Source organism: Serratia sp. YC16, from assembly GCF_009707615.1.
In the GTDB taxonomy this organism is placed as follows: Bacteria; Pseudomonadota; Gammaproteobacteria; order Enterobacterales; family Enterobacteriaceae; genus Serratia; species Serratia surfactantfaciens.
Genome location: NZ_WLYN01000008.1, coordinates 115835 through 141646, shown reverse-complemented (window position 1 = coordinate 141646; position 25812 = coordinate 115835). Strand labels below are relative to the sequence as shown.

17 protein-coding genes are annotated in these 25812 nt (G+C 62.4%); 16 read left to right on the top strand and 1 reads right to left on the bottom strand.

What is annotated here, in order from left to right; genetic code table 11:
- The 16 genes from GKN89_RS19745 to ybaK form a co-directional block, all read left to right on the top strand.
- Positions 1-1910, top strand: a 1910-nt coding sequence (locus GKN89_RS19745; protein ID WP_154747605.1) for an FAD-dependent oxidoreductase, incomplete at its 5' end; no start/stop codon positions are given.
- Positions 1907-4573, top strand: a complete 2667-nt coding sequence (locus tag GKN89_RS19740; RefSeq protein ID WP_019454140.1) for a PEP/pyruvate-binding domain-containing protein — start codon at positions 1907-1909, stop codon at positions 4571-4573. The genes GKN89_RS19745 and GKN89_RS19740, both read left to right, overlap by 4 nt.
- 170 nt (positions 4574-4743) lie before the next feature.
- Complete coding sequence (locus tag GKN89_RS19735) at positions 4744-7347, top strand: hypothetical protein (protein ID WP_019454141.1); 2604 nt, start codon at positions 4744-4746, stop codon at positions 7345-7347.
- The gene (locus tag GKN89_RS19730; protein WP_154747604.1) at positions 7344-9905 is read left to right on the top strand and encodes an aminotransferase class III-fold pyridoxal phosphate-dependent enzyme; all 2562 of its coding nucleotides are present in this window, start codon (positions 7344-7346) and stop codon (positions 9903-9905) included. Before GKN89_RS19735 ends, GKN89_RS19730 begins: the two co-directional genes overlap by 4 nt.
- Positions 9906-9915: 10 nt before the next feature.
- Positions 9916-10932, top strand: a complete 1017-nt coding sequence (locus GKN89_RS19725) for a methyltransferase (protein ID WP_154747603.1) — start codon at positions 9916-9918, stop codon at positions 10930-10932.
- A gap of 23 nt (positions 10933-10955) precedes the next feature.
- Complete coding sequence (locus GKN89_RS19720) at positions 10956-11219, top strand: acyl carrier protein (protein WP_004940224.1); 264 nt, start codon at positions 10956-10958, stop codon at positions 11217-11219.
- Entirely contained in the window at positions 11216-13162 is a 1947-nt protein-coding gene (locus tag GKN89_RS19715) for an aminotransferase class I/II-fold pyridoxal phosphate-dependent enzyme (RefSeq protein ID WP_063918861.1), read from the top strand. Before GKN89_RS19720 ends, GKN89_RS19715 begins: the two co-directional genes overlap by 4 nt.
- Before the next feature lie 4 nt (positions 13163-13166).
- Entirely contained in the window at positions 13167-14642 is a 1476-nt protein-coding gene (locus tag GKN89_RS19710) for a D-alanine--poly(phosphoribitol) ligase (protein ID WP_025160053.1), read from the top strand.
- Positions 14639-16927: a polyketide synthase gene (locus GKN89_RS19705; protein ID WP_154747602.1), complete on the top strand. Its 2289-nt coding sequence runs from the start codon at positions 14639-14641 to the stop codon at positions 16925-16927. The genes GKN89_RS19710 and GKN89_RS19705 overlap by 4 nt, the downstream gene beginning before the upstream one ends.
- Before the next feature lie 13 nt (positions 16928-16940).
- Complete coding sequence (locus tag GKN89_RS19700) at positions 16941-17255, top strand: RedY-like protein (RefSeq protein ID WP_004940233.1); 315 nt, start codon at positions 16941-16943, stop codon at positions 17253-17255.
- Positions 17239-17886 (top strand): 4'-phosphopantetheinyl transferase superfamily protein, encoded by a 648-nt coding sequence (locus GKN89_RS19695; RefSeq protein ID WP_019454147.1) that lies wholly within the window; start codon positions 17239-17241, stop codon positions 17884-17886. The genes GKN89_RS19700 and GKN89_RS19695 overlap by 17 nt, the downstream gene beginning before the upstream one ends.
- A complete protein-coding gene (locus tag GKN89_RS19690; RefSeq protein WP_154747601.1) occupies positions 17883-18941 on the top strand; it encodes a prodigiosin biosynthesis protein PigM in 1059 nt (352 codons plus the stop codon). Before GKN89_RS19695 ends, GKN89_RS19690 begins: the two co-directional genes overlap by 4 nt.
- 18 nt (positions 18942-18959) lie before the next feature.
- A complete protein-coding gene (locus GKN89_RS19685; RefSeq protein WP_019454149.1) occupies positions 18960-19688 on the top strand; it encodes a DUF1295 domain-containing protein in 729 nt (242 codons plus the stop codon).
- Positions 19689-19893: 205 nt separating this feature from the next.
- Positions 19894-22605 carry a copper-exporting P-type ATPase CopA gene (copA, locus tag GKN89_RS19680; protein WP_154747600.1) on the top strand — a complete coding sequence of 904 codons (2712 nt, stop codon included), beginning with the start codon at positions 19894-19896 and terminating at the stop codon, positions 22603-22605.
- 131 nt (positions 22606-22736) lie between these two features.
- Positions 22737-23543 (top strand): TraB/GumN family protein, encoded by an 807-nt coding sequence (locus tag GKN89_RS19675; protein ID WP_063918857.1) that lies wholly within the window; start codon positions 22737-22739, stop codon positions 23541-23543.
- A gap of 228 nt (positions 23544-23771) precedes the next feature.
- On the top strand, positions 23772-24251 hold the full coding sequence (ybaK, locus tag GKN89_RS19670) for a Cys-tRNA(Pro)/Cys-tRNA(Cys) deacylase YbaK (RefSeq protein WP_019454152.1): 480 nt from the start codon (positions 23772-23774) through the stop codon (positions 24249-24251).
- Between the two features lie 10 nt (positions 24252-24261).
- On the opposite strand, the gene dacB is transcribed toward ybaK, so the two are convergent.
- On the bottom strand, positions 24262-25728 hold the full coding sequence (gene dacB, locus GKN89_RS19665; protein ID WP_154747599.1) for a D-alanyl-D-alanine carboxypeptidase/D-alanyl-D-alanine-endopeptidase: 1467 nt from the start codon (positions 25726-25728) through the stop codon (positions 24262-24264).
- Between the last annotated feature and the right edge of the window lie 84 nt (positions 25729-25812).

Sequence of the window (25812 nt, the reverse complement as noted above, 5' to 3'; positions counted from 1 at the left end):
CGGCCGTGGCGAACCAGGGCACCTGGTACGCCGGGGTGACGGCTTGGCTGGCGGCGCAGGGTACAGCGGTTAACGCGCTGATCGGCGTGGCGCTGTTTGTCTCCGGTGCGGTCTTGATGTTCAACCCGCGTTGGACGACATTGATCATCTACTGCCAGCTGCTGATGATGGCGGGATTTGTCACGATCCTGCACCGCGCCCAGCCGCAGGTCATATTGCTCGATGCGATTTTCGCGATGGCGGCGCTGTACATGCTGCGGCAACAACACCACCGCAAACCCAAGCCGCGCACGTTCCCCACGCGCGACTTTTCCACGCCGGCGTCAGGCGGCTCGGTAACCCCCACGCTGGACGGCGAGTATGACGTGGTGATCATCGGCGGCGGCGTCTCCGGTTTGGCCGCGGCCAGCGAACTGACCGAACGCCGGGTTCTGGTGCTGGAAAAAAGCGCTTCCTTTGGCGGCAACGCGCGCTACCGCGCGGTGAATCGTCTGAAGTTTCCCATCGCCGGCGTCTGCTTCCAGGAGCCATTGCCGGGTTCGTTCATGTTGCAACTGCTGAAGAAAATCGGTCTGAGCGGCGCCTACAAGTCCAATGAAAAGGACACGCTGGTGTTTTTCGACACCTTCTTGCTGCTCCGATGCCTGGGTGAAGTCGTCGTTGGTTTTTTCAAACAGCCGGTCTACCTGCTGAAACCCGCCGTCTGGCGCCTGACGGGACAACTATTCCTGCATGCCTTGATCGGTAAACCTTATGTTATCGCGGCAAAACAGCTGGGCGATCCGATCTTTGCCGATCTGTACGCCTTCCTCGATACCTTCTCGCCGCGCGGCGAGCGGTACCCCAGCCTGCCCTGGACGCCGCAGAGCGCCTGGAGCAAAGCGAATATGGCACTGCTCGACACTATCCCGCTGTACACTTATCTGTTCGAACCGCACAAACTGGATCAGATCCCGGCGGATCTGCGGCCGCCGAGAAAATTCGGCAAGCTGGTAGAGAATGCCGTCAGCACCACGCTGCGCGTGGAATGTCTCGATATTCGCGAAGTCTCCGCCTATGTCGGATTGCACTTCCTGGTGGGGTATTTACGCGGCAATCTGGTCACGCTGCCGGGCGGTAACGGCAGCATCAGCGCCGGGCTGCTCGACTATCTTGAGGAGCAAAACAACGTCAGGCTGCAAAGCCGCGTACAGCTTCAAAGCATCACACCCGGCGGCGACGAAACGGTGATCCGGTTCAGCGTCAATGGCGCGGCCAGCGAAATCAGAGCCAAACAAGTGATCTGGGCTGCCCCCAAAACGCATTTGCCCACCTGGTTGCCCACGCTGCCCAAAGAGCAATTGGCGGCGATCCGTCAGATCCGTCATGAAGATTACTACCTGGCGAACGTGCTGTTGAAAAAACCGATCCTCGAACACTCGTTCGGCGGCTATCTGATCGAGCCGGAAAACACCCGCACACCTTACTATTGGAGCAAAGCCGGCACCTGCCTGATCGCCAATTGGATGGACAATCACCTCAGCGCGGAAGCCGGGGTATTAACCCTGCTCAAACCGACCACTCGCCCAGAGCGGCAAGGTCGCACCGCGCAGAACGAGTTCCAGGCGCTGCAGCAACAGACCTATGTCGAAATCGCCAAAGTGCTGGGCAACATGGGCATTGACGCCGACATCATTGAAGACATTCAAATCTGGTTCTGGCCCGCGGGTCTGGTGACCTCGGTCGCCGGACAACAGGCTCAGGGCGTGTTTCACCAGGCCAGCAGGCCGTTTGAGAATATTCACTTCGCCAATCAGGACAGCGTGGGCATCGGTAATATCGAAAGCGCGGTGTTAGCCGGGCTGAACGCCGCCAAAGCGGTGAGAGAACGCCTCGCAATGCCCGTTACGCCTGCGGAGGTGATGTCATGAATCCTACCCTGGTGGTTGAACTTTCCGGCGATAAAACGCTGGAACCCCATCGCCTGGGCGGCAAAGCCCATTCGTTGAATCATTTGATTCAGGCGGGCTTGCCGGTACCGCCGGCGTTTTGCATCACCGCGCAGGCTTACCGGCAGTTTATCGAGTTCGCCGTGCCGGGAGCGCTGCTCGACACGGGTGCGCCGGGCAACGTGCGCGATATGATTTTGAGCGCCGCCATCCCCGCCCCGCTCGATCTGGCGATCCGTCACGCCTGCAAACAGTTGGGCGACGGCGCCTCGCTCGCCGTGCGCTCTTCAGCGCTGGAAGAAGACGGCCTGACCCACTCTTTCGCCGGGCAATACGACACTTACCTGCACGTGCGCGGGGATGACGAGGTGGTGCGCAAGGTGCAATCCTGCTGGGCGTCGCTCTGGGCGGAACGCGCCGCCCAGTATAGCCGGACATCGGCGGCGCAGAGCGATATCGCCGTCGTCTTGCAAATCATGGTGGATGCAGACGCCGCCGGCGTCATGTTTACCCAAGATCCGCTGACAGGCGATGCCAACCACATCGTCATCGACAGCTGCTGGGGGCTGGGGGAAGGCGTGGTCTCCGGACAGGTCACCACCGACAGCTTCATTTTGGATAAGGCGAGCGGCGAGATCCGCGAGCGGCAAATTCGTCACAAACCGCACTATTGCCAACGCGATCCTCAGGGACAGGTTACGCTGCTGCAAACGCCCGAAGCCAGGCGAGACGCCCCCAGCCTAACCCCGGAACAGCTGCAACAGCTTGCCAGGCTGGCCAGGCAAACGCGGATGATTTACGGCGCGGAACTGGATATCGAATGGGCGGTGAAAGACGATCGCGTGTGGCTCCTGCAGGCGCGGCCGATCACCTCGCAGGCCAAACCGGTTCAGATGCTTTACGCCAACCCGTGGGAAAGCGATCCGACGATCAAGGAACGGGCCTTTTTCTCCCGAATGGACACCGGCGAGATCGTCACCGGCTTGATGACGCCGCTGGGGCTGTCGTTTTGCCAGTTCTACCAAAAGCATATTCATGGCCCGGCGATCAAAACCATGGGGCTGGCGGATATCGGCAATTGGCAGATTTATATGGGGTATTTGCAAGGCTACGTCTATCTGAATATCTCCGGATCGGCCTACATGCTCCGCCAATGCCCGCCCACCCGCGACGAAATGAAGTTCACGACCCGCTACGCCACCACCGATATCGATTTCAGCGGGTACAAAAACCCCTATGGCCCCGGCGTACAGGGATGGGCTTATCTCAAGAGCGCCTGGCATTGGCTGAAACAGCAGAAGCATAACCTGCGCAGCGCCGGCGCGACCGTCGATGCCATGATCGCCCTGCGCCAGCGCGAGACGCGCCGCTTTCTGGCGCTGGATCTGACTACCATGACGCATCAGGAGCTGGAGCGGGAACTCAGCCGCATCGACGGTTACTTCCTCGACAGCTGCGCCGCCTATATGCCCTTCTTCCTTCAGTCGTTCGCGCTCTACGATGCGCTGGCGCTGACCTGCGAACGTTACCTCAAAGGCCGCGGCAACGGATTGCAAAATCGCATCAAGGCGTCGATGAACAACCTGCGCACCATCGAAGTCACGCTGGGCATTCTCAGCCTGGTGGAGACGGTCAATCGTCAACCGGCGTTGAAGGCCCTGTTCGAGCGACACAGCGCACAGGAACTGGTCACCGTCCTGCCCACCGATCCCGAATCGCGCGCCTTCTGGCAAAGCGATTTCAGCGCCTTCCTGTTCGAGTTCGGCGCCCGTGGCCGTCAGGAGTTCGAATTGAGTCTTCCGCGCTGGAACGACGATCCCAGCTACCTGCTGCAAGTGATGAAAATGTATCTGCAACATCCGGTGGATCTGCACACGAAACTGCGGGAAACAGAGCGGCTGCGCCATGAAGACAGCGCGACGCTGCTTAAAGCGATGCCCTGGTTTGGCCGGATGAAGCTGAAGTTCATCACCAAACTGTATGGTGTGATGGCCGAACGCCGCGAAGCGACCCGGCCAACCTTCGTCACCGAAACCTGGTTCTACCGCCGCATCATGTTGGAAGTGCTGCGGCGCCTGGAGGCACAAGGCCTGGTCAAACAGGCCGATCTGCCCTATGTGGACTTCGAGCGCTTCCGCGCGTTTATGGCGGGGGAACAGTCGGCACAGGAGGCGTTCGCCGCCGATCTGATCGAGCGCAATCGCCACCAGCATCTGCTGAACCTGCATGCGGAAGAGCCGCCGATGGCGATCGTCGGGGGGTATCAGCCCAGGATGAAAGCCCCCACGGCGGAAAACGCCGCCGGCATGCTGTCCGGCCTGGCGGCCAGCCCCGGCAAAGTGGTGGCGAAAGCGCGCGTCATCACCGATCTGCTGGCGCAGGCCGGCGAGCTGCAGCCCAACGAAATCCTGGTGGCGCGCTTTACCGACGCCAGCTGGACCCCGCTCTTCGCGCTGGCGGCGGGCATCGTCACCGATATCGGCTCTGCGCTGTCCCACAGCTGCATCGTCGCACGCGAATTCGGCATCCCCGCGGCGGTCAATCTCAAGAACGCCACCCAGTTGATCAACAGCGGCGACACCTTGATTCTCGACGGCGACAGCGGGACGGTCATTATTCAACGCGGAGAACGTGCCGATGGCTAGTCAGCACCACATCCGGCGAAGGTAAACCATCCGCCTGAAAACAGCACAATTCAACGAAGGTGATGCGCGCGGCAACCGCCGCCTGCAGAGACCGTCGCGGGCTTTGTCGTGCCGAATTTGCCCGCCTGGCTGAAGCCGTCACTCCATTTTGGCTGCACAAGGAACTCATCATGACGACCCTGACAGGACAAGCAAGACTCACCAACTCCGCCGCCTACGAGCAAGTGTGGCAAGCGGAGCGCCAGGCCTGCCGCACCGACGCAGATCCCGATACCCTGACGGTCGGCGTGGTGGTGGTGACGCGCAACCCGGCGTTTTTCCAAACCGGACTCAGCGTACTGAACGATATCCGCGATTATGTTTTCAACCGCGTGCATATCCAGTCCGAGATGCCGCTGAAACTGTTGGATCTGGCGGCGGACTCGCTTTATCTGGCCGCGCGCGAAAAGGCGTTGCACTTTCTCAAAGGCCAAAACAAGGCTATCAACGTTCGCATCATCCAATGCGCCAGCCTAGCAGAGGCCACCGGCAAGATCATCTATACCCATGCGCTGGAACAGCGTCCCGAATTTCATTTGGGCATGCTGTTCTACGATCAGACCACGCCGGCCGGCGTCGATGACAGCATCGAACAGATCGATCGCGATCTGGACGCCTTTTACAGCGCCTTGCAGCGCAGCGGCATTCCCGCGTTTTACACCACCTTCTCCACCGTTGCGTTCATTCGCCAGCTGCGATCGCCCTTCCGCTACCTGCCGCAGCAATACCGCGAAATCGTGCGCAGCGAAGATCCGGCGATCTTCCAAACCGAGCTGTTGTGCCTGTGGATGGACTTCTTCGAGATGAACTACACCAACCGCCGGGTCAAGCCGATCGGCGCGCTGGCGCTGCACAACACGTTGGGTGAGCAGCTGATTCAATTTTTCGAGCGTACCGCCGCCGAACGCTGGCTGGTGTCCTATTACACCGGGTCGATCATCTCCAATCTGATCGGCTATCTGGATCGGCATGCGGAGGCGCGCGGCGCGCTGATCCTGCGCGGACCTAACGAACACGCCATCGCCTGCGGCGCCATGGCCAACTGGCAGCTGTATCGCATGCCGTTCCTCGGCGTAGTGACCTCCGGGATGATGGATGAATTCAAGGGTACGCTGGCCAACCTCAAGGAAACCGCCGCCCAGGGCATCATCGTCGCGGCGGAAAACCGCGACAATCAATGGTACAGCTTCCAGGGAACGCTGACGCCGACGGAAGACATGCGTGAAGTGCTTGTCGCCCGCCGCATCCCGTTCGTTTATATCGATGACGTCGAAACGATCGGCACCGGTTTGACGGAAGCCTTCCGCCTTTATCATCAAGGCCAGGGGCCGGTGGTGATTCTGGCGACGCAAAACGTGCTTGAGTCGACCCTGTCGCTGGAGGGCGCCGTCTGCGATCCCTCGCCGATCCCGGTTCTGTCGGCGGACGATCCGCTGCCGATGAGCGAAAGCCTGGCACAGGCGATAGCGCTGATCAACCGCGGGCCGGAACGGCTGGTGTGGCAGCTGGGCCCGGTCAGCGACGACGAATACGCCCTGATCCATGACATCGCCGACGCCGCCGGCATCGCCCTGGTGGACTCGTTGGCCCATCCAGGCTCGGCGCCGAAATATTATCAGGGTCGGCGCAATCCCCACTACCTGGGCACCCTGGCGATTTACGGCTACAGCCCGCGCGTCTACAACTTCCTGCACACCAACGACAAGCTCAACGCCATGAGCGAGCAGAGCCTGTTTATGATCAAAAGCCGCGTCGCTCAGATCACCACCCCCTTCTCCGACGGCAGGCTGGAACGCAAGGTTCACCTGGTGCAGGTCACGCACGATGAGCGCCATCTGTCGCCCTATGCCGATCTGCACCTGCATATGAACTGTCTGGCGTTCCTGCGCACGGTGAAAGCGCATCTCGACGTCGATCCGGCATTGCGGGAAAGACGCCGCGCGCTGATCGCCGCCTATCTCGATTCGCCTTCCGACGTGGTCAGCCAGCTTCCCAGTCTGCCCATGTCGGCCAACTACTTCTTCTGCCAGTTGAACCGAGTGATTGAAGAACTGATCGAAACGGAGGGGTTCGATTTTACCGGCGTATATGACGTCGGCCGGTGCGGCATCTCCGCCGCGCGCAACGTCGCTAAAACGCGCCGCGGCTTTTCCGGCTGGTATGGCCGCGCCCTGATGGGCGACGCTCTGCTGGCCACCGGCTACCTGGCTTACACCAGCCCAAGCCACGTGATGGCGTTTATCGGCGACGGTGCTAAAGGGATCGTACCGGACATCCTGCCGGCTTTTATCGACAACATTCTCACCCATCCGCAGTTGCTGAATAAAAGCATCACCGTCTTCTATTTATGCAACGGCGGGCTGTCCGTCATCAATACCTATCAGGAACGCATTCTGTTCAATCGCACCTCGCGGCAAATGCGGTTGGTGAACGTCGAACAGCCGGACGTCGAACAAACGGTCAATAACTTCCATATCCAGAGCAAAACGCTTACGCATTTCGACGAAGACGTCATTCGCCAGGCGCTGACCACGCCGCACCGACTCAATCTGTTCTCCGTGGTGCTGGGGCACAACAATGAAGGCGACGGTATCTCGCTGGCCACTGCCAAAGGCTGGCAGCGCGATCCGAGCGACCACGACGCCCTGCAGGAGCGCAAAGCCTGGGCGGCCCAACAGCCCGAATCGACCAGCACCGCCTTCGACCAAGATCCTACACAGGAAGCCACCTCATGAAATTCGGATTCATCGCTCATCCCACCTCGCTGGGGTTGAAACGTTACGTCAAAATGCTCGATCTGCTGCAACGCAACTCGACCGAGCAGCACAGCGGCTATACGCGTGAACTGTGGGAACGACAAAACCTGGTTCCCTTTATGAACTTCGCCAGGATCACCTCGGCGACCGGCGCCACTTGCGAAGGGGTGATCAAATACATGCCGCTGGTGGCGGATGAAATGCTGGCCGACGCACGCGGTATCGCCGCCAGGGTGGTCCAAGGCATCGAAGAGCTGGCCGGCGATGGCGCCGAACTGGTCGGTCTCGGCGGTTTTACCTCTATCGTTGGGCGACGCGGCGAAGCCACTGCGGAAAAGTCGCCGGTACCGGTCACCTCCGGCAACTCTCTGACCACCTACGCCGGCTACAAGGCCTTGATGCAGATCCAGTCCTGGCTGGAAATCCGCCCGGAGGAGGAACCCGTCGCCATCGTCGGCTATCCGGGATCGATCTGCCTGGCGCTAAGCCGTCTGCTGCTGGCGCACGGTTTCTCTCTCCATTTGCTGCACCGCGCCGGCAACCATGATCGCAGCGAACTGCTCAGCCATTTGCCCGAGGAGTATCACTCGCGCGTCACCCTGACCAGCGATCCCGAAGATCTCTACCCGCGCTGCAAACTGTTTGCCGCCGCGACCTCCGCCGGCGGCGTGATCGACCCCGCCAGACTGCAACCCGGCTCGATCTTCATCGACGTGGCGCTGCCGCGCGATATCGCTTCGGAAACGCGCCCGGCGCGGGATGACATTCTGATCATCGACGGCGGCTGCGTCACCGCCACCGATGCGGTCAAGTTGGGTGGAGAATCGCTCAACGTCACCATCAAGCAACAATTGAACGGCTGCATGGCGGAAACCATTGTGCTGGCGCTGGAAAACCGGCGGGAAAACTTTTCGCTGGGCCGCTATCTGGCGCCGGAAAAAGTGCTGGAGATCGGTGAAATCGCCGAGCGCCACGGGTTCTTCGCCTATCCGCTGGCCTCGTACGGCGAGCGCATCGATCGGCAGAGCGTGACCAATCTCAAGCGCTACTACCACCATGACATCTATGCCGGGGAATCGGCTGATGCGGCGCTGCCCGCATCGCGCCTGGCGTTTATCGACGCGGTCATCGCCCAAACGCCCGCCAGGGAAGACACCCTCGACCGCTATCATCAATACATCAACCCCATGATGGTGGACTTCCTTAAGTTGCAGCGCTGCGACAACGTTTTCCGCCGCGCCGCCGGCACCCAGTTGTATGACGATGCGGGCGAGGCTTTCCTGGACATGGTGGCGGGCTACGGGTGCCTAAACCTGGGCCACAACCCGCAGCCAGTGGTCAACGCGCTGAAAAACTACCTCGACGCTCAAGGTCCCAACTTCATTCAATACATTTCCATTCCCGAACAGACCGCCAAGTTGGCCGAAGTGCTCTGTCGTCTGGCGCCGGGCAATATGGGCCGGGTGTTCTTCAGCAACTCCGGCACCGAAGCCGTCGAAGCCGCGATGAAGATCGCCAAGGCCTCGACGGGCAAGCCGGGCATCGCCTATCTGCGCAACAGTTACCACGGTAAAACGCTGGGCGCGTTGTCCATCACCGGACGAGACAAACACCGCCGCTATTTCACACCGCTGCTGGACGCAATGGTGGAAGTGCCGTTCGGCAATCTCGCCGCGCTGCGGGAAGCGCTGAACCGTGAAGACGTCGGCGCGCTGATGATCGAACCGATCCAGGGCGAAGGCGGCGTGCATATCCCGCCCGCCGGTTACCTGCAGGCGGTGCAGCAGCTCTGCCGCGAGACCGGTGTGCTGCTGATGGTGGACGAAGTGCAAACCGGGCTTGGGCGCACCGGCAAACTTTTCGCCTGCGAATGGGACGGTATCGAGCCGGACGTGCTGATGCTGTCGAAATCCCTGTCCGGCGGCCTGATCCCCATCGGCGCCACGCTGTGCCGAGCCGATCTTTGGCAGAAAGCCTATGGCACGGCGGATCGCTTCCTGGTGCACAGCTCCACCTACGGCGGCGGCAACCTCGCCTCAGTTGTCGCCCTCAGCGCGCTGCGCGAGATCCTGGCGCAGGATTTGGTCGGCCATGCCGAACGGATGGGCGCCTACTTTAAGCAGGCACTGAGCGAGATCGCCGCCCGCTATCCGTTCGTCAGCGAGGTGCGCGGCCGCGGCCTGATGCTGGGGATCCAGTTCGACCAGGCGTTCACCGGCGCGGTCAACGCCTCCGCCCGCGAATTCGCCACCCGGCTGCCGGGCGATTGGCACACCACCTGGAAATTCTTGCCCGATCCGGTGCAAGCCCATCTGCGGGCGGCGATGGATCGCATGGAACAGGCGCTCGGCGAAATGTTCTGCATGAAATTCGTCACCAAGCTGTGCCAGGACCACAAGATCCTGACCTTCATTACCGCCAACAGCTCGACGGTGATCCGTATTCAACCCCCGCTCATCATCAGCAAAGCCGAGATCGACCGTTTCGTCGGCGCCTTTGCCACGGTGTGCGAGGAACTCTCCACCTTTTTAGACTAGGGAGCCAGCAATGCCTTTAACCAAGCAAGATGCCGTCAATCAGATGATGGGCTTTTTCCAGGCCAAGGCGCTGACCGCCGCGCTGGCGCTGAAGCTATTCGATCAGCTGCGCGATCGGGACGCCGACGCGGCGCACATTGCCGCGCGGCTTGACTGCCCGGCGCGTTCGACCGAGCAGTTGCTCATCGCGCTGCGGGCCATGGGGTATCTCGACCAACGAGACGGCCTTTATCATCTGCCCGCCGCCCACCGGGCTTTTCTGTTGAGCGACGAACCGCAGTGGCTGGGATGGCTGGGCCGCCACATCGATACCTTCCTGTATCCGCTGTGGGGCGAGCTGAAAACGGCGGTGCGAAACGATGCCCACCAGCGCCGCACGGTATTCGGCGATGACCGCAGTTGGTTCGACATCCTGTACCAAAATCCGGACGACGTGGCGGACTTCCAGGAGTTTCTCGGTAAATTCGCCGCGCCCTTTATCGCCGGCTTTGTTCGCGATTACGACTTCTCGCAACACCGTGCGTTTTTGGATATCGGCAGCGGGATCGGCAGCCTGCCGATGGCGATCGCCGACGCTTATCCGGGGATCGCACTGGCGATCTGCGAACTGCCGCAAGCCTCGGCGTTTTTGCGCGACAAGCTGACGCTGCAAGGCTATGGCAAACGCATTGACGTCGTGGAGGGCGATGTCATCAGCGGCGATCTGCCGATCGGCGGCTATGACCTGATCCACCTGGGATGGATGCTGCACGACTACGCCCCGGAAACCCAACTGACCATCCTGCGCAACATCTATCGGGCGATGCCGGCCGGCAGCCGCTTCATCGCTTCCGAAACGCCGCTGAACGAAGACAAATCAGGGCCGGAATTTACCGCCCTGCTGTCGCTGAACATGCTGGTCTCCACCGACGGTGGCATAGAGAGCAGCGCGCAGGAATACCTGGACAGGTTCCGTCTGGCGGGGTTCAGCAACGCGCGCATCATGAAAATAGCCGGCCCACGCACCCTGATCGTCGGCGAAAAATAACCAGTTAGCAACGGGAGCTCGCAATGTTAGAAAGCAAATTGATCCAGCATATCGCCACCCAGTATCTGGATGGCGATCACGACGGCCTGAACGCTCAAACCCCGCTGTTTGAACTGAACGTCGTCGATTCCGCCTCCATTTTCGATCTGGTGGATTTTCTGCGTCAGGAGTCTCATGTCGCCATCGGCATGCATGAGATCCATCCGGCGAACTTCGCCTCGGTACAGGCGATGGTCGCGCTGGTGCAACGGTTGCAAGCGCAAGTCGCCGCAGGGGGTGTCGCATGAGCGTTCACGCCGTCGATAGCGCCGCAAACGCGCATGAAGCCGTCCGGCAGTCGGTGCTGCACACCTTCGCCCGGCTGACCGAGTATGAACCGTCGGCACTGGCCCTGACCAGCCATCTGGAAAACGATTTGGGCGTCGACTCCATCGCGCTGGCGGAAATTGCCATGGTGCTGAATCGTCAGTTTCAATTAAATACGCCGCTGGAGATCCAGGAGATCAAAACCATTCAGGATGCGCTCGACGGTATTTTGCAGCGCGGTTTCACGCTGCCGACGTCGAACGCCGCCGCGCAACCTGCCCCCGAGACGCCTCAGGCCTGGTTGAGCGCTCTCGTGCGCCAGGTGTTCGCCACCCACAGCGGATATGAAGTGCGTGATCTGTCCCCCGACGCCGCCATCGAAGGCGACCTGGGCATCGACTCCGTAGCGGTGGTGATGGCGCGCAACGAGCTGCTCAAAACGCTGGGCCTGGACGATAGCGCAGCGCTGGCGGAGTGCCGCACGTTGGCTGAACTGGAGCACAACCTGGCGGCGCGACTGGTTCAGGAACAGGGCGCAGCGTGGTTCAGCCGCTTTGGCCAGCACACCGCCGCGTCCGCCGCGCCGCAGCCCACCAAGGCGCCCGCGTCGCCGGACGCGCGCGATGAGCTCGGCGATCCGCGCACCATGCGGGACTTCGTCGGCATTGAGCACCCGGATTTGTTCCATAAAACGCGTGAATTCGGCGCTTTTTATCGCGATAAAAAACAGCGTCAGCTTTACTGGTACGGCATGCCGCTTGAAACGCCGTGCAAAAACCGCGCGGTCATGTTCGACGAGGTCACCGGCAAAAGCCGCGAATTTCTGATGTTCGGCTCCAACAGCTATCTGGGATTGTCGAACCATCCGGAAGTGATCCACGCCATCCAGGACGCTGCTGGCCTATACGGCGCCACCAATACCGGGTGCCGCATCATCGCCGGCAGCAACGTGCTGCATCTGGAATTGGAGCGCAAACTGGCCAAGCTCAAAGGGCGCGAAGACTGCATCGTCTATCCGTCCGGCTACTCGGCCAACCTGGGATGCATCTCGGCTCTGACCAGCCGACACGACCTGGTGTTCACCGACGCCATCAACCACATGAGCATCCAGGACGGCTGCAAATTGGCGGGCGCGCAGCGGAAAATTTATGACCACTCTTTGACCAGCCTTGAGAAATCGCTGGCCAAATACGCCGATCACCCCGGCGGCAAGCTGATCGTCACCGATGGCGTTTTCAGCATGCACGGCGATATCGTCGATCTGCCGCGCCTGATGAAGCTGGCCGAACGCTACGGCGCACGCGTCTTGGTCGACGACGCGCACGCGACCGGCGTCTTGGGCAAAACCGGCTCGGGCACGGCGGAACACTTCAATATGAAAGGCCAGGTGGATCTCGAGCTGGGCACCATGAGCAAGGCGCTGTCGGGGTTAGGCGGCTTCGTTTGCGCCGATGGCGAAGTGGTCGAATATCTGCGTTTCTACTCCAACTCCTATGTTTTCGCCGCCACCATCCCCGCCGCAGTCGCCGCCGGCGTGATCGCCTCCATCGACGTGATGCTGCGTGAACCCGAGCGACTGGCCAAGCTGTGGGACAACATCTACTACTTCCGCACGCTGCTGCTTAACGCCGGTTTTGACCTTGAGCATTCCGACTCGGCCATCATTCCGGTGGTGGTGGGCGACGACGCCAAAACGCTGCTGTTCGGCCGCGCCGTCCGGGCGCGTGGGCTATTCTGCCAGACCGTGGTCTTCCCGGGCGTCAGCGTGGGTGACGCCCGCTTACGCATCAGCGTGACCAGTGAACACACGCGTGAAGATCTGGATGAAGCCTACGCCATTTTGGTGGCGGCGGCGCTGGAGACCGGCGTGCCGGTCAACGGCGATGTCCGACGGGAAGAGCGCGCGCGCGCCACCGAGGCCTGACATCATGGCAACCTTCATTTCACCGATACTGGAAGCCCTGTTCCGGCACGCCCGCCAAGCGCCGGAAAGCACCGCTCTGCTGTGCGGCGATCGGCGCTGGAGCTATCGTCGCCTGGCCGATCGCGCCTGCATGATGGCGGCGGCGCTGCGACATGCTGGGTTGAAGCAGCAGGCCGTGCTGCTCAACCTGCAGAAAGGGCCCGACGCCGTCGCCGCCATGTACGCGTGTTGGCTGAGCGGCAACCACTATGTCCCTATCGATTTCAGCCAACCGACGGCGCGCATCGAACGCATTATCGCCGCCGCCTCACCCGCACTGATCGTCGATGAGGACTGGTTGAGCGCGCTCGATGGCCGCACCGATCTCAATGGCGCCTGGCCGGAAGCGATCGCCGCGCTCGGCTCTCCCCTCGCTGCCATTCTCTATACTTCAGGCTCCACAGGCACCCCGAAAGGGGTGCAAATCACCCATGACATGCTGAGGTTTTTCATCGGCTGGGCCGTCAGCGATACACAACTGACGGCGCGAGACGTGCTGGCCAACCATGCCAGTTTCGCCTTTGATCTGAGCACCTTCGATCTGTTCGCCGGCGTTTGCGCCGGCGCCGCGACCTGGATCGTGCGCGAAGATGAACAGAAAGATTGCCAGGCTCTCGTTCGCGGATTGCAAACGCACGGCGTCACCCTGTGGTACAGCGTGCCTTCGATTTTAGCCATGCTGGAAAAGAGCGCGTTGCTGGCGCCGTCGACGGTGAAAACGCTGCGCCAGGTCACATTCGCCGGGGAGCCTTATCCGGCCGCCGCGCTGAGGCGTCTGGTTGCGCATCTGCCGGCCCGGTGCCGCATCAGCAACTGGTATGGCCCGACGGAAACCAATGTCTGCACCGCCTACGCGCTGGATCGAACGCAGTTGGCGACGCTGGAGCAGATCCCCATCGGCCATCCGTTGCCCGGCTTGACGGCGCAGTTGGTCGATGAACAGGGGCGCCTGCAGCCGATTGACGGTACGCCGGGCCGACGCGGAGAATTGCTGATCGGCGGGCCGTGCGTTACCCCCGGCTACAGCAACGTCGCCTCATCGCGGCAAGCGGAATGGCATCCGCGCCAATGCCACGCGACCGGCGACTGGGTGGAGACGACGGCGAATGGGCTGGTCTACCGCGGCCGGCTGGACGACATGGTGAAAATCAACGGCTACCGGGTGGAATTGGGTGAGATTGAATCGATCCTTCATCACCATCCCTCGGTCAGCCAGGCCGCACTGTATGTCGAGCTCGGCGAGCTGAAGCAAAAACTGATCGCCGTGATCACCCTCCATCCCGGCGCGCTCCGCCCCAACCTGCTGGAACTCAAGCAGTTCCTGCAGCCCAGGCTGCCCGCCTATATGCTCCCCAGCCAACTGGTGGTCGCCGACAGCCTGCCCACCAACGCGAACGGCAAGGTGGACAGAGGACGTTTGTCCGAGGTGAACGCGCGATGAACCAGGAAATTCATGCCGCGCCGCTGGCGCTGGTCGGCATCGGCTGCGCACTGCCCGGCATCGATCGTATCGATCTGTCCAACGGCGCCGCCTGGTCGGCGCTGTTCGACGCCCCGCCGCCCATGCCGTGGAGCGATGCGGCCGCGCCGATCCGCGGTCGCCAGATCGACGACGCCGCGTTTGATTTCAAAAAATTCGCCATCCCGCCGCTGTTTCGACTGGCGGTCAGCCGCGAGACCCGCCTGGCGCTGCAGGCCGCCTCCGCCGCCATGCAGCATCTGACGTTATCCGACGCGTTACGCGACCGCTGCGATCAATTTTGCGCCACCCATTTGGGCAGTGATGCGGCCTATCGCAACGCCACCAAAATCGGCGCGCTGCGCAGGCTGGCCGAACGGCTTGACGCTCAGGGGCTCTCACCGGCGGCGGTCATGCGCCGGATTGACGATTACAAACAGCCGCTAGCCCAGGCATTCGGCAGTTCATCCCACGATCGCGTAGGGGAAATGGCCTCCAGTATTCCCGCGCGCATCGCCCATTTCGCCCGCACGCGCGGTAAATGCCAAACCCTCGACGGCGCCGATCTGGGCGGCCTGCGCTTGCTGCAGTTGGCGCAAGACTGTTTTCGCCATGCCGACAGCCGCATGGCGGTACTGACCGCCGTACAATGCTTCCACCATCAACCCCAGGCGGACATGCTGTTGGCGCAGGGCGTTTCCTCTTCGGCCTGTTGGCTGGAGGGGGCGATCAGCCTGGTCGTTTGCCCGCTGGACGTCGCTCAGGAACAGAGATGGCCAGCGATCGCGCAATTGTCGACCCTGATCGCCGAACGACAGGATGCCGCGCCGAGCGCCGGCTATTTTGCCGGCGCCAATCAGGTTTTCTGCCATCTCCTCGACATGCTGTTGCAACGGCAACAGACGTGCGCCGGCCACTCGTTCACCGGCTATCGCTGGCGGATTGACGCGGCGTCTCCCCCCTCATTAAAACCGACGGCTTCGCCACGCATCAGCATCATCGACTATCAGCCCATCACCGCGCAGGGGCTGGATAAAGCGCGTTTCTGGCAGGCCTTGCGCAACGGTGAGGACGCCCTGCGCGATCACAGCCCCGAGCAGTTGCACCCCGGCGCCTTCGTGCGACCCACGCCGCAAAAGCTCAGCGCCTACACCGCTCACGCCATGTGCTTCCCAACGCACGATCCGGTGCGGCTTGAGCTGACGCGGCCTATGATGCCGGCCAAAAAGCAGCGCCTCGACGTCACACAACTGCACGCCCTCAACGGCTGCGCGGCGTGGCCCGACAGCCTGCGACGCTTTGAACGCATCGCCATTATCGTCGCCAGCAACCTGTCTTTGAGCGCCGATCGACAGCAGGCCATGAGCGCGCTGTGGCCGGCATTGCCTTCCGCCGGCGTCCCCCTTTCGCCACCGCCCCAACCCGCGATCAACCGCTGGAGCTGGCATGGCGCCTGCGGCCTCGGCACCGCACAGCTGTTGGCGCAACAGCTCGGCGTCGAGGCGGACTGCTACGCGGTCGAGGCGGCCTGCGCCAGTTCGCTGGCCGCCTTGCACAATGCGGTCAGGGCGTTACAGGCCGGCCGCTACGATGCGGTGCTCGTCGGCGGCATAGAAACGGCAACGCTCGAACGCGATATGGTGCTGTGCAGCGCGCAAATGATGCTTTCCGCTTCGCGTATGCGACCTTTCGCCCGACAAGCCGACGGTTTTACTCCCGGCGACGGTGGCGGCTTCTTCATTCTGACCGGCCAGGCGACATCGCGGGCCATCGCCACCATCGAAGCGATATCGGGATCTTGCGACAGCTATTCCATGACCGCGCCCGATCCCGAGGGCCAGGCGTTGGCAATCGAAAAAACCCAGAGCCTGAGCACCGTCGAAGCGCGCCAGATACAGTATCTCGAAGCGCACGGCACCGGCACCGAACTGGGCGATCGGGCAGAAGTCGCGTCATTGCATCAGGGGTATCGCCGCGCCGCGCGCGCCCCTTTGTACATCGGTTCGGTGAAGTACAACTTCGGCCACTGTTTCGCCGGCGCCGGCGCGCTCAGTCTGTGCAAAGTGCTGAGCGCTTTCGAACACGGTCAAATCCCGCCCACGCCGGTGGCGACATTGAATGCCGAACTGCCGCTGGTGGCGATCCCGGCCGAAATCCCGCAAATCGCGCTCGACTGGCCACAGGGTGAAGACGGGCGTCGGGCGGCGATCAACGGCTTTGGCACCGGTGGCATCAATTACCATTTGCTTATCCATCAACCCATTTAAAAAGGCCGCCCAGATGCACATTATCGTCCATAAGATTCGGCTAAAAGACATCGCCCACCGCGCCGCGTTTCGCGACTGGGTGGAGACGACCGATTACCAGGCTTGCCGCCACCTCGACGCGGTACGCGCCTTCGATGTCATCGAAGTCAGCCCTTCGGCGGAGGCGCCGTTTCACTTTATCGAAATCATTCAGCTGAACTCGCTGAAAATGTTCGAGCGCGAGATGCAAACCCCGCTGTTTCAAAGCCTGGTTGAACGCTTTAATCAGTTGGCGGAAGTCGTTGACGAAATCAGCGGAGAACGCATCGCCGATGGTTATCGAGCTTAGCGTGGCGCCGCGTATCGTCATCGCGTTGGGCGGCCCCCACCGCTGCGCCGCCGTTCGGGGATTGCGGCATCTGTCGGCGGTGAAAAAACACGCGCGGGCGCAGGCCGTCGCGCTGCTGAACCGGACATGGTGCCGGCGGGACGCGACCGGCTTTACGCTGCGCCATGAGGCGAGTGGACAACCGTTCGGCGAACACCTCCTGCTGGGACGCCGCCACGTTTCTCTCAGCCATTCGCATGCCTGGTACGCCAGCGCCACCGGCGATATCCCGCTCGGCATCGATCTGCAGCATTATCGCCCCTTCTCCGGCGCGGCGCTGCGCTGGGCCTTTGGCGAGGCGGAGCAGCGATTGGGACGCATACAGGCCTGCGCCGTCTGGGCCATTCGCGAAGCATTTTTAAAAAGCCACGGCCGCGGCCTGCCCTACGAATTGCGGACGATCGGCATCGACTGGCACACCGGGTTGGTCTCAAGCGCCGACGGCAGTTTGGCGAGCAGACGCTTCTGGCTGTGGCGCAGCCTGGACTGGGCATGCGCACTCTGCTTTCCTGCGGAGGAAAGCATGTCGTTCAGAGCGAACGTTACCGTATTTTCCCTGCCCGCCCCTTCCGCTTTCGGAGCCTTATCATGACCCAAGACCTTTTCGCCGCGGCGCTGCAACAGGCCGTGGACATCGCGCGGCAGGCGCCCTCTTCACACAACTGCCAACCCTGGTCTCTCCACTATGACGCCGACGCCCGATGTGGCCGATTGGCTATCGACCGCCGTCGCGCCTTGCAGAGCCTGCCTTCGCTGGAACGCGAGATGCTGATGAGCTGCGGGATTTTCTTCGAGTACCTCAGCGCGCTGCTCTACTGTGCAGGCTCGCCTCTCGCCTGGCGTTGGGAGCATGGCCCCACGCATTTACTGAGCTTTGCCCCCGCCGCGCCTGCCGCGCCCGATCGAGCCACCCATCGCCAATTGGCGCAGCTGATCGGCGAGCGGCATACCGCACGGGCGGCCTATCAGCCTACGCCAATCAATGAAGCGCAACGGATGCAGCTGCAGACCTTGTTCGACGGAACGGCGAGTTCGCTCAGTATCGCAGGTGACGAACGCGCTCGCCGTCGGGTCGCGCAGCTCACCGCTCGTCACGCCGCGCTCGATTTCTCGGATCGCCAAGCCTGGCGCGAAACCTATCAATACATCCGCTTCAACGAACGGCAGCCTACCGACGACGGTTTTCACCTGCACCACCTGTTTGGCCCGGTATCCCCAGCATTCAAGCGCTTCTTCCAAGTGGCGTTTCATCCTCGCTTAAGCCGGCTGGCGACCGGGCTGCGCTTGCCGGCTTATATGGCGCAAGGGCTGGCGCAACGCGTCGCGGAAGGCCCGCAATACCTGGCGCTGTGTCTGAACGACGAAAGTGCCGAGCACCTGTTCGCCACCGGCATGCGGCTTGGACGTCTGTGGCTCACGCTGCAACACTGGGGTTGGGGATTGCATCCGATCAGCGTTCTGGTGCAACACGCCGAGGCGCGTCGCGAGCTCGCAGCAGCCCTGGCGCTCAGTGCTCCCCCGGTATTTTTTGCCCGCTTCGGCCACCTGCAACAATGGGGCAGCGCAGCACCCAGACGCAGCTGGCAAAGCATTTTGACCGCGCCGCCATCCGGCGAATGCGCGCCCCCGGGGAACGATTCCCCTTAATCCGCTGAGGAGAACACAATGAACGTATGGATTGCTTTGGCCGCTGTTTTGTTGATCCTTGCCCTGCTGGCGTTTATTACCAGCCGCGGCGCTCAGGACACTCGCCCGATGTTTCTGTGGGGGTTCAACGCCATGGGGCCGGTTACCCTGGTCTATTGCTATTTCGGCGAGGGCGATCTGAGCCACAAAGCCCTGATCCTTGTCATGGTCGGCCTGTACCTGCTGCGCATGAACATCGTGCTGACACGTTGGTACGGCAACACCGCCGCGGCCAAACTCAAGGACGTGATGCCCACGCAGCAGGTGCCATGGCTGGCGGTGATGATGGTCATGATCTTCGGCGGCCTGTACTGCCTGCCCTTCTACTGGGCCAGCCGACTGCAGGGGCCGTGGGGCGCGCTGCAATGGCTGGCCATTGGGGTCTACCTGATAGGCACGCTGTTCCACTTCGGCAGCGATTATCAAAAACGGCGCTTCAAACAGGATCCGAACAATAAAGGCCGGCTGCTGAACAGTGGCTTTTGGGGGTTGGCGCGCCATCCGAATTATTTCGGCGACTTTCTTATTTTCGTCAGCTTCGGGCTGCTTGCCGGCAACCTGTTTGGCCTGATCGCACCGCTGACTAACCTGGCGCAGTATTTCGCCGACGCCATTCCCAAAAGCGAGAAAATGGCCGAGAAGCGCTACGGCGAGGTTTGGCGCAACTATAAACGTCAGGTTAAATGTTTCATTCCTTTCGTGCTGTAACCCCAACGCGGCAGCGCGGTTCGGGCAAGCCGACCGCGCTGCCGCCGATAAAACACCTTGTTATACAACACAAAACGACCGCCACGCCCGCGCAAGTAAAAACCGCCTTGACCTTACCCTTGCTGGAAGGTTTAAGCTCCCTTCTTAGTGAAAACAGGTCAGGCGGTCAACCTTTAAACACCGCCCTTAAGCAAGGAGTCCAATCATGTCACACACCACTATGCTGGCATTACAGGGGTTGTCCTGCATGAACTGCGCGCAGCGGGTGAAAAAAGCCCTGGAAAGCCGCAGCGATGTCGAACAGGCCGAGGTTAACGTCCAATACGCCAAAGTGACCGGCGAAGCGCCGGACAGCGCATTGATCGACAGCGTGATCGCCGCCGGTTATCAGGCCGAAGTCGCGCCGCACGCCGATACCGAACTGCAGCTGAGCGGCTTGAGCTGCATGCACTGCGTCGGCAGCACCCGCAAGGCGCTGGAAGCGGTACCGGGCGTGTTCGCCGCCGACGTCGAGATCGACAGCGCGAAAGTGTACGGCGATGCCGATCCGCAGGCGCTGATCGCCGCAGTAGAACACGCCGGTTATCACGCCAGCGTGGCGGGCGCCGTCGTCCCAAAAACTGAGCCGTTGACTGACGCAACACCTTCGTTGCCGGACGTTCAGCCAGCGGCGCAACCTTCCCTTCCGGCAACCGACAGCGCGGACGACAGCGTACAGCTGCTGCTCAGCGGCATGACCTGCGCCAGCTGCGTCAATAAAGTGCAGCAGGCCCTGCAAAGCGTCCCCGGCGTGGAGCACGCCCGCGTCAATCTGGCGGAGCGCAGCGCGCTGGTGACCGGCGCCGCCGATGCGCAGGCGCTGGTGGCAGCGGTGGAAAAAGCCGGCTACGGCGCCGAGATGATCCAGGACGAAACCGAACGTCGCGAACGGCAACAGCAGACCGCTCGCGCCAACATGAAGCGCTTTAGCTGGCAGGCGGCGCTCGGTCTGGCGCTGGGGATCCCGCTGATGGCCTGGGGGCTGTTCGGCGGCAGCATGACGCTGACGCCGGAAACCCAGCGCCCCTGGCTGCTGGTCGGCGTCATCACCCTGGCGGTGATGGTATTCGCCGGCGGGCACTTCTACCGCAACGCCTGGCGCGCGCTGATGAACGGCAGCGCCACCATGGATACTCTGGTGGCGCTCGGCACCGGCGCAGCCTGGCTCTACTCGATCGCCGTCAACATTTGGCCCGATTTCTTCCCGATGGAAGCGCGCCACCTCTATTACGAGGCCAGCGCGATGATCATCGGTTTGATCAACCTCGGCCATGCGCTGGAGCAGCGCGCTCGCCAGCGTTCTTCGCAGGCGCTGGAGCGCCTGTTGGATCTAACGCCGCCCACCGCCCGGCTGGTGACTGACGACGGCGAACGCGATATCCCGCTGGCGGAGGTGCAGCTCGGCATGACGCTGCGGCTGACTACCGGCGATCGTGTGCCGGTCGACGGCGAAATCGTACAGGGTGAAGTCTGGCTTGATGAAGCGATGCTGACCGGCGAAGCGGTGCCGCAGCAGAAAGGCGCCGGCGACACGGTGCATGCCGGGACGGTGGTCGACGACGGCAGCGTGCTGTTCCGCGCCGCCGCCATCGGCAGCCAAACCACGCTCGCGCGCATCATCAAACTGGTGCGTCAGGCGCAGAGCAGCAAACCGGCGATTGGCCAGCTGGCTGACCGCGTCTCGGCGGTGTTCGTGCCGGCGGTAGTGGCGATCGCCCTGTTCAGCGCAGCGATATGGTACTTCTTTGGCCCGCAGCCGCAGCTGGTCTATACGCTGGTGATCGCCACCACGGTACTGATCATCGCCTGTCCGTGCGCCCTGGGCCTGGCGACGCCGATGTCGATCATCTCCGGCGTCGGCCGCGCGGCGGAGTTCGGCGTGCTGGTGCGCGACGCCGACGCCCTGCAGCAAGCCAGCCAGTTGGACACCCTGGTATTCGACAAAACCGGCACCCTGACCGAAGGGAAACCACAGGTGGTGGAGATCCTGACCTTCAATCAGGTCAGCGAACAGCAGGCGATCGGCTGGGCCGCCGCGCTGGAACAAGGCTCCAACCACCCGCTGGCGCGCGCCATCATGGAACGCGCCGCCGGGCAAACGTTGCCGCAGGTCGCGCAGTTCCGCACCCTGCGCGGCGCCGGCGTCAGCGGAGAGATCGACGGCGTGCAGGTGCTGCTGGGCAATGCCGCGCTGCTGGAGCAGCATCAGGTTGCGACCGCCGAACTGGAAGCGCCGATGCGCGCCCAGGCCGAGCGCGGCGTGACGCCGGTGCTGCTGGCCGTTAACGGGCAACCGGCCGCGCTGTTCGCCATTCGCGATCCGCTGCGCGAGGACAGCGTTGCGGCGCTGCAGCGCCTGCACCAGCAGGGGTATCAGTTGGTAATGCTGACCGGCGACAACCCGGTGACCGCCAACGCCATCGCCAAAGAGGCCGGTATCGATCGGGTGATTGCCGGGGTGCTGCCGGACGGCAAAGCGGCAGCGATCAAGCAGCTGCAGGCACAGGACCAACGCGTGGCGATGGTCGGCGACGGCATCAACGACGCCCCGGCGCTGGCGCAGGCCGACGTGGGCATCGCGATGGGCGGCGGCAGCGATATCGCCATCGAGACCGCCGCCATCACCCTGATGCGCCACAGCCTGCACGGCGTGGCGGATGCGGTGGAGCTGTCGAAGGCCACGCTGCGCAACATGAAGCAGAACCTGTTCGGCGCCTTTATCTACAATACGCTGGGCATTCCGATCGCCGCCGGCGTGCTCTACCCGCTGACCGGCACGCTGCTCAGCCCGGTGGTGGCGGGCGCGGCGATGGCGCTGTCGTCCATTACCGTGGTCAGCAACGCCAACCGGCTGCTGCGTTTTAAACCCAGGAAGTGATCGCCGGGGCGCCGTCATGGCGCCCCGCTGTTTTCCGGGCTTTCCTGCGCGGCGGATAGCGTTTAGCATGAATGGCGATTTCCCTCGCCTTTCACGCAAAACGCGCACCCGTTATTCAGGAGCCACGCCGTATGGGTCAATTGTTACGCCGCCTCGCCGCCTTTCTCGGCCTGATCTCGCCCCAGAGTTACGCTTATCCGGCGCTGGACATCACCCTGCCGGGCGATCGTCGGCTGCATCTGGTAGGCAGCATCCATATGGGTACCGTCGATATGTCGCCGTTGCCGGCGCGGTTGGCCGCCCGGCTGCAACAGGCCGACGCGCTGATCGTCGAAGCCGATATCACCGGCGCCGCCTCGCCCTTCGACCACGCCGAACTGCAGCCGGAGCTGGAACAGCGCCTGTCCGCCGAAGAATATCAACAGTTGTTGGCGCTGTGCCATGAGCTGGGCGCCGACCCGCACACCTTCACCACTCTACCCGGCTGGCAGGTGGCGCTGATGATGCAGGCGCGCCAGGCCCAGCGTTTGGGGCTGCGCGCGGAATATGGCGTGGACTATCAGCTGCTGCAGGCCGCCCGGGCACAGGCCAAACCGGTGATCGAACTGGAAGGAGCGCAGCAGCAGCTGGCGATGCTGGAACAATTGCCGGAAGGCGGCATCGCGCTGCTGCGCGATACCCTGGAGCACTGGCATACCAACGCGCGGCTGCTGCAAACCATGGTGAGCTGGTGGCTGAACGCCAAACCGCGCGGCGCGCTGGACACCCTGCCCGCCACCTTCAGCGCCGGGCTGTACGACGTGCTGATGCATCAGCGCAATCGCGACTGGCGGCGTCAGCTGGAGGCGCTGCCGGCCGGTGACTATGTGGTGGCGGTCGGCGCGTTGCACCTGTATGGCGAGGATAACCTGCCGGCGATGCTGCAGCCGCAGGGTTAAAAAAGAGGCCAATATCGCTATTGGCCAGTCAAAGAGGAATTTCTTGTATTCTAGTTATACGCATAGCAACCGTGTTAACGGTTACAGTAAACAGGGTAGCAACCCGGTGAATATCTTGGCAACCCGCTTTATGTAACAGCCGCTCAGGTTGCCGGGCAGGTTGGATTTTTGTATTTTTAAAGCTGATTATCACCCTTTCCCCGCTGGGGACATTTTGGACAACATATCATGACGCCCGCAGTCGTTCTGCTTGAGAAACAAAAGGTCGCCTTTACCCTTCATCCGTACCACCACGACAGCGACGAAACCAACTTCGGCGACGAAGCGGTGAAAAAGCTGGGGCTGGATGCCGATCGGGTTTACAAAACGCTGCTGGTGGCGCTGAACGGCGACGCCAAACACCTGGCGGTGGCGGTCACGCCGGTCGCCACCCAGCTGGATCTGAAAAAGGTCGCCCGCGCCCTCGGCGCCAAAAAAGCCGAAATGGCCGATCCGCAGCTGGCGCAGCGCGTTACCGGTTATCTGGTCGGCGGCATCAGCCCATTAGGGCAGAAAAAACGGCTGCCGACGGTGATCGACAGCCCGGCGCAGGCGTTCGCCACCATCTACGTTTCCGGCGGCAAACGCGGGCTGGACATCGAGCTGGCCGCCGCCGATCTGTGCCGCCTGCTGGCCGGCAGCTTCGCCGACATCGCCAAACGCGACTGACGCCGCACTCCTAGCGGCACACCACCGTGGCGTCACAGGCCGCCAGCGTCTCCACCAGGCGGTCCTCCAGCGCCTTCACCTGCGCGCCGGGCACCAGATAGTTGTTGCTGATGATGGCGAACGCCAGCGGCCGCCCGGTCGCCGAGTCGACATAGCCGCTGAGCGACGATACCCCGGTCATGGAACCGCTCTTGGCGTGGGCGCGCCCCGCCGCCGGGCTTTTCACCATGCGGCTTCGCAGCGTGCCACCCACCAGCAACCCCGGCTCGCCCGCGACGGGCAAGGCGTGATACCAATCGGCGAACCACGGCTGTTTTCTGGCCGCCAGCAACAGCGTCGTCAGCTGCTGCGGCGTGATCTGGTTCATGCGCGACAGCCCGGAACCGTCCACCTGACGATACGTGTCGGCCGCGATGCCCTGGCTTTGCACAAACCGGCTTATCGCCTGCAGGCCGGCGGCCCAATCCCCTTTACCCTGCGTCTTGCGGCCCATCGCTTTGGTCAATATCTCGCCGTAGCCGTTGTTGGACACTTTCAGGAAGGTGACGACCAGACGGGAAAGCGGCGGCGAGGTTTTTTCGGCCAGCAACCGTGCCTCGGCCGGCGTCACGCCCTCTTCAGCGGCGCCGCGCAGGGTGATGCCGTGCGCGCGCAGGGCATTTTGCAACAAGGCACCGACGACGATGGCCGGTTGATCGACGGTGATCAATCGCGAGCTGGCCTCCGCCTGCGCGGCGATGGTGCCGCTGACCACGATCCGGTTGCCGCCAGGCTGGCGATCGAACGTCAGCGCGGTATCACCGCCGGTGGTGGTGCGATTGACCAGCGTCACCGCGTCATTGGCGGGATAGAAGCTCACCTGCCCCGGCGCACCGGCGCGGGCGCCCGGCCGCACCTCCACCTGTACCACGTTGATATCGCCGCCGGGGGTAAAGGCGTAGTTCAGCGCCGAAATCGGCGCGGCGAAGGCAAAGGGTTCATCGTCCCAGCTCCAGCCGGGGCCGAATGGTGTCTGATCAAAGGCGCTGGCGTCCAGGATCAGCCGCCCCTGGATATGACGAATGCCGCGCTGCGCCAAGGTGGCGGCGAAGGTATCGAGATCGTCCGGGTGCAGCGTAGGATCACCGCTGCCCTGCAGATAGAGATCCCCGTGCAACGTATCGCCGCGCTGTTTGCCGTTGGTCAGCAGCCGGGTTTCAAAGCGGTAATCGGCGCCCAGCACGCCGAACGCCGCCAGAGAGGTGAACATCTTCATGTTGGACGCCGGCGCCAGACGCTGATCCGCGTGCGCCTGATACAGCACCTTGCCGCTATCGACGTCGCGCACCATCACGCCACTCGACGCCCCGACCAACGCCTTGTCCTGGCCGATGGCCGCCAGCGCCTGGCCGAGGTTTTGTCCATGGCGTTCGCCGGATGACGAACACCCCGCCAGCGCCACGATGGCGGGCAGCAGCCAGCCTGCGGTTTTCAACATGTCATCTTCCTGTTTGCGTTATCAAAACCAAATTGTCGCTCAGGCTATCATTGGAAGGCGGCGGTGGCGAGAATGTCCGACGTG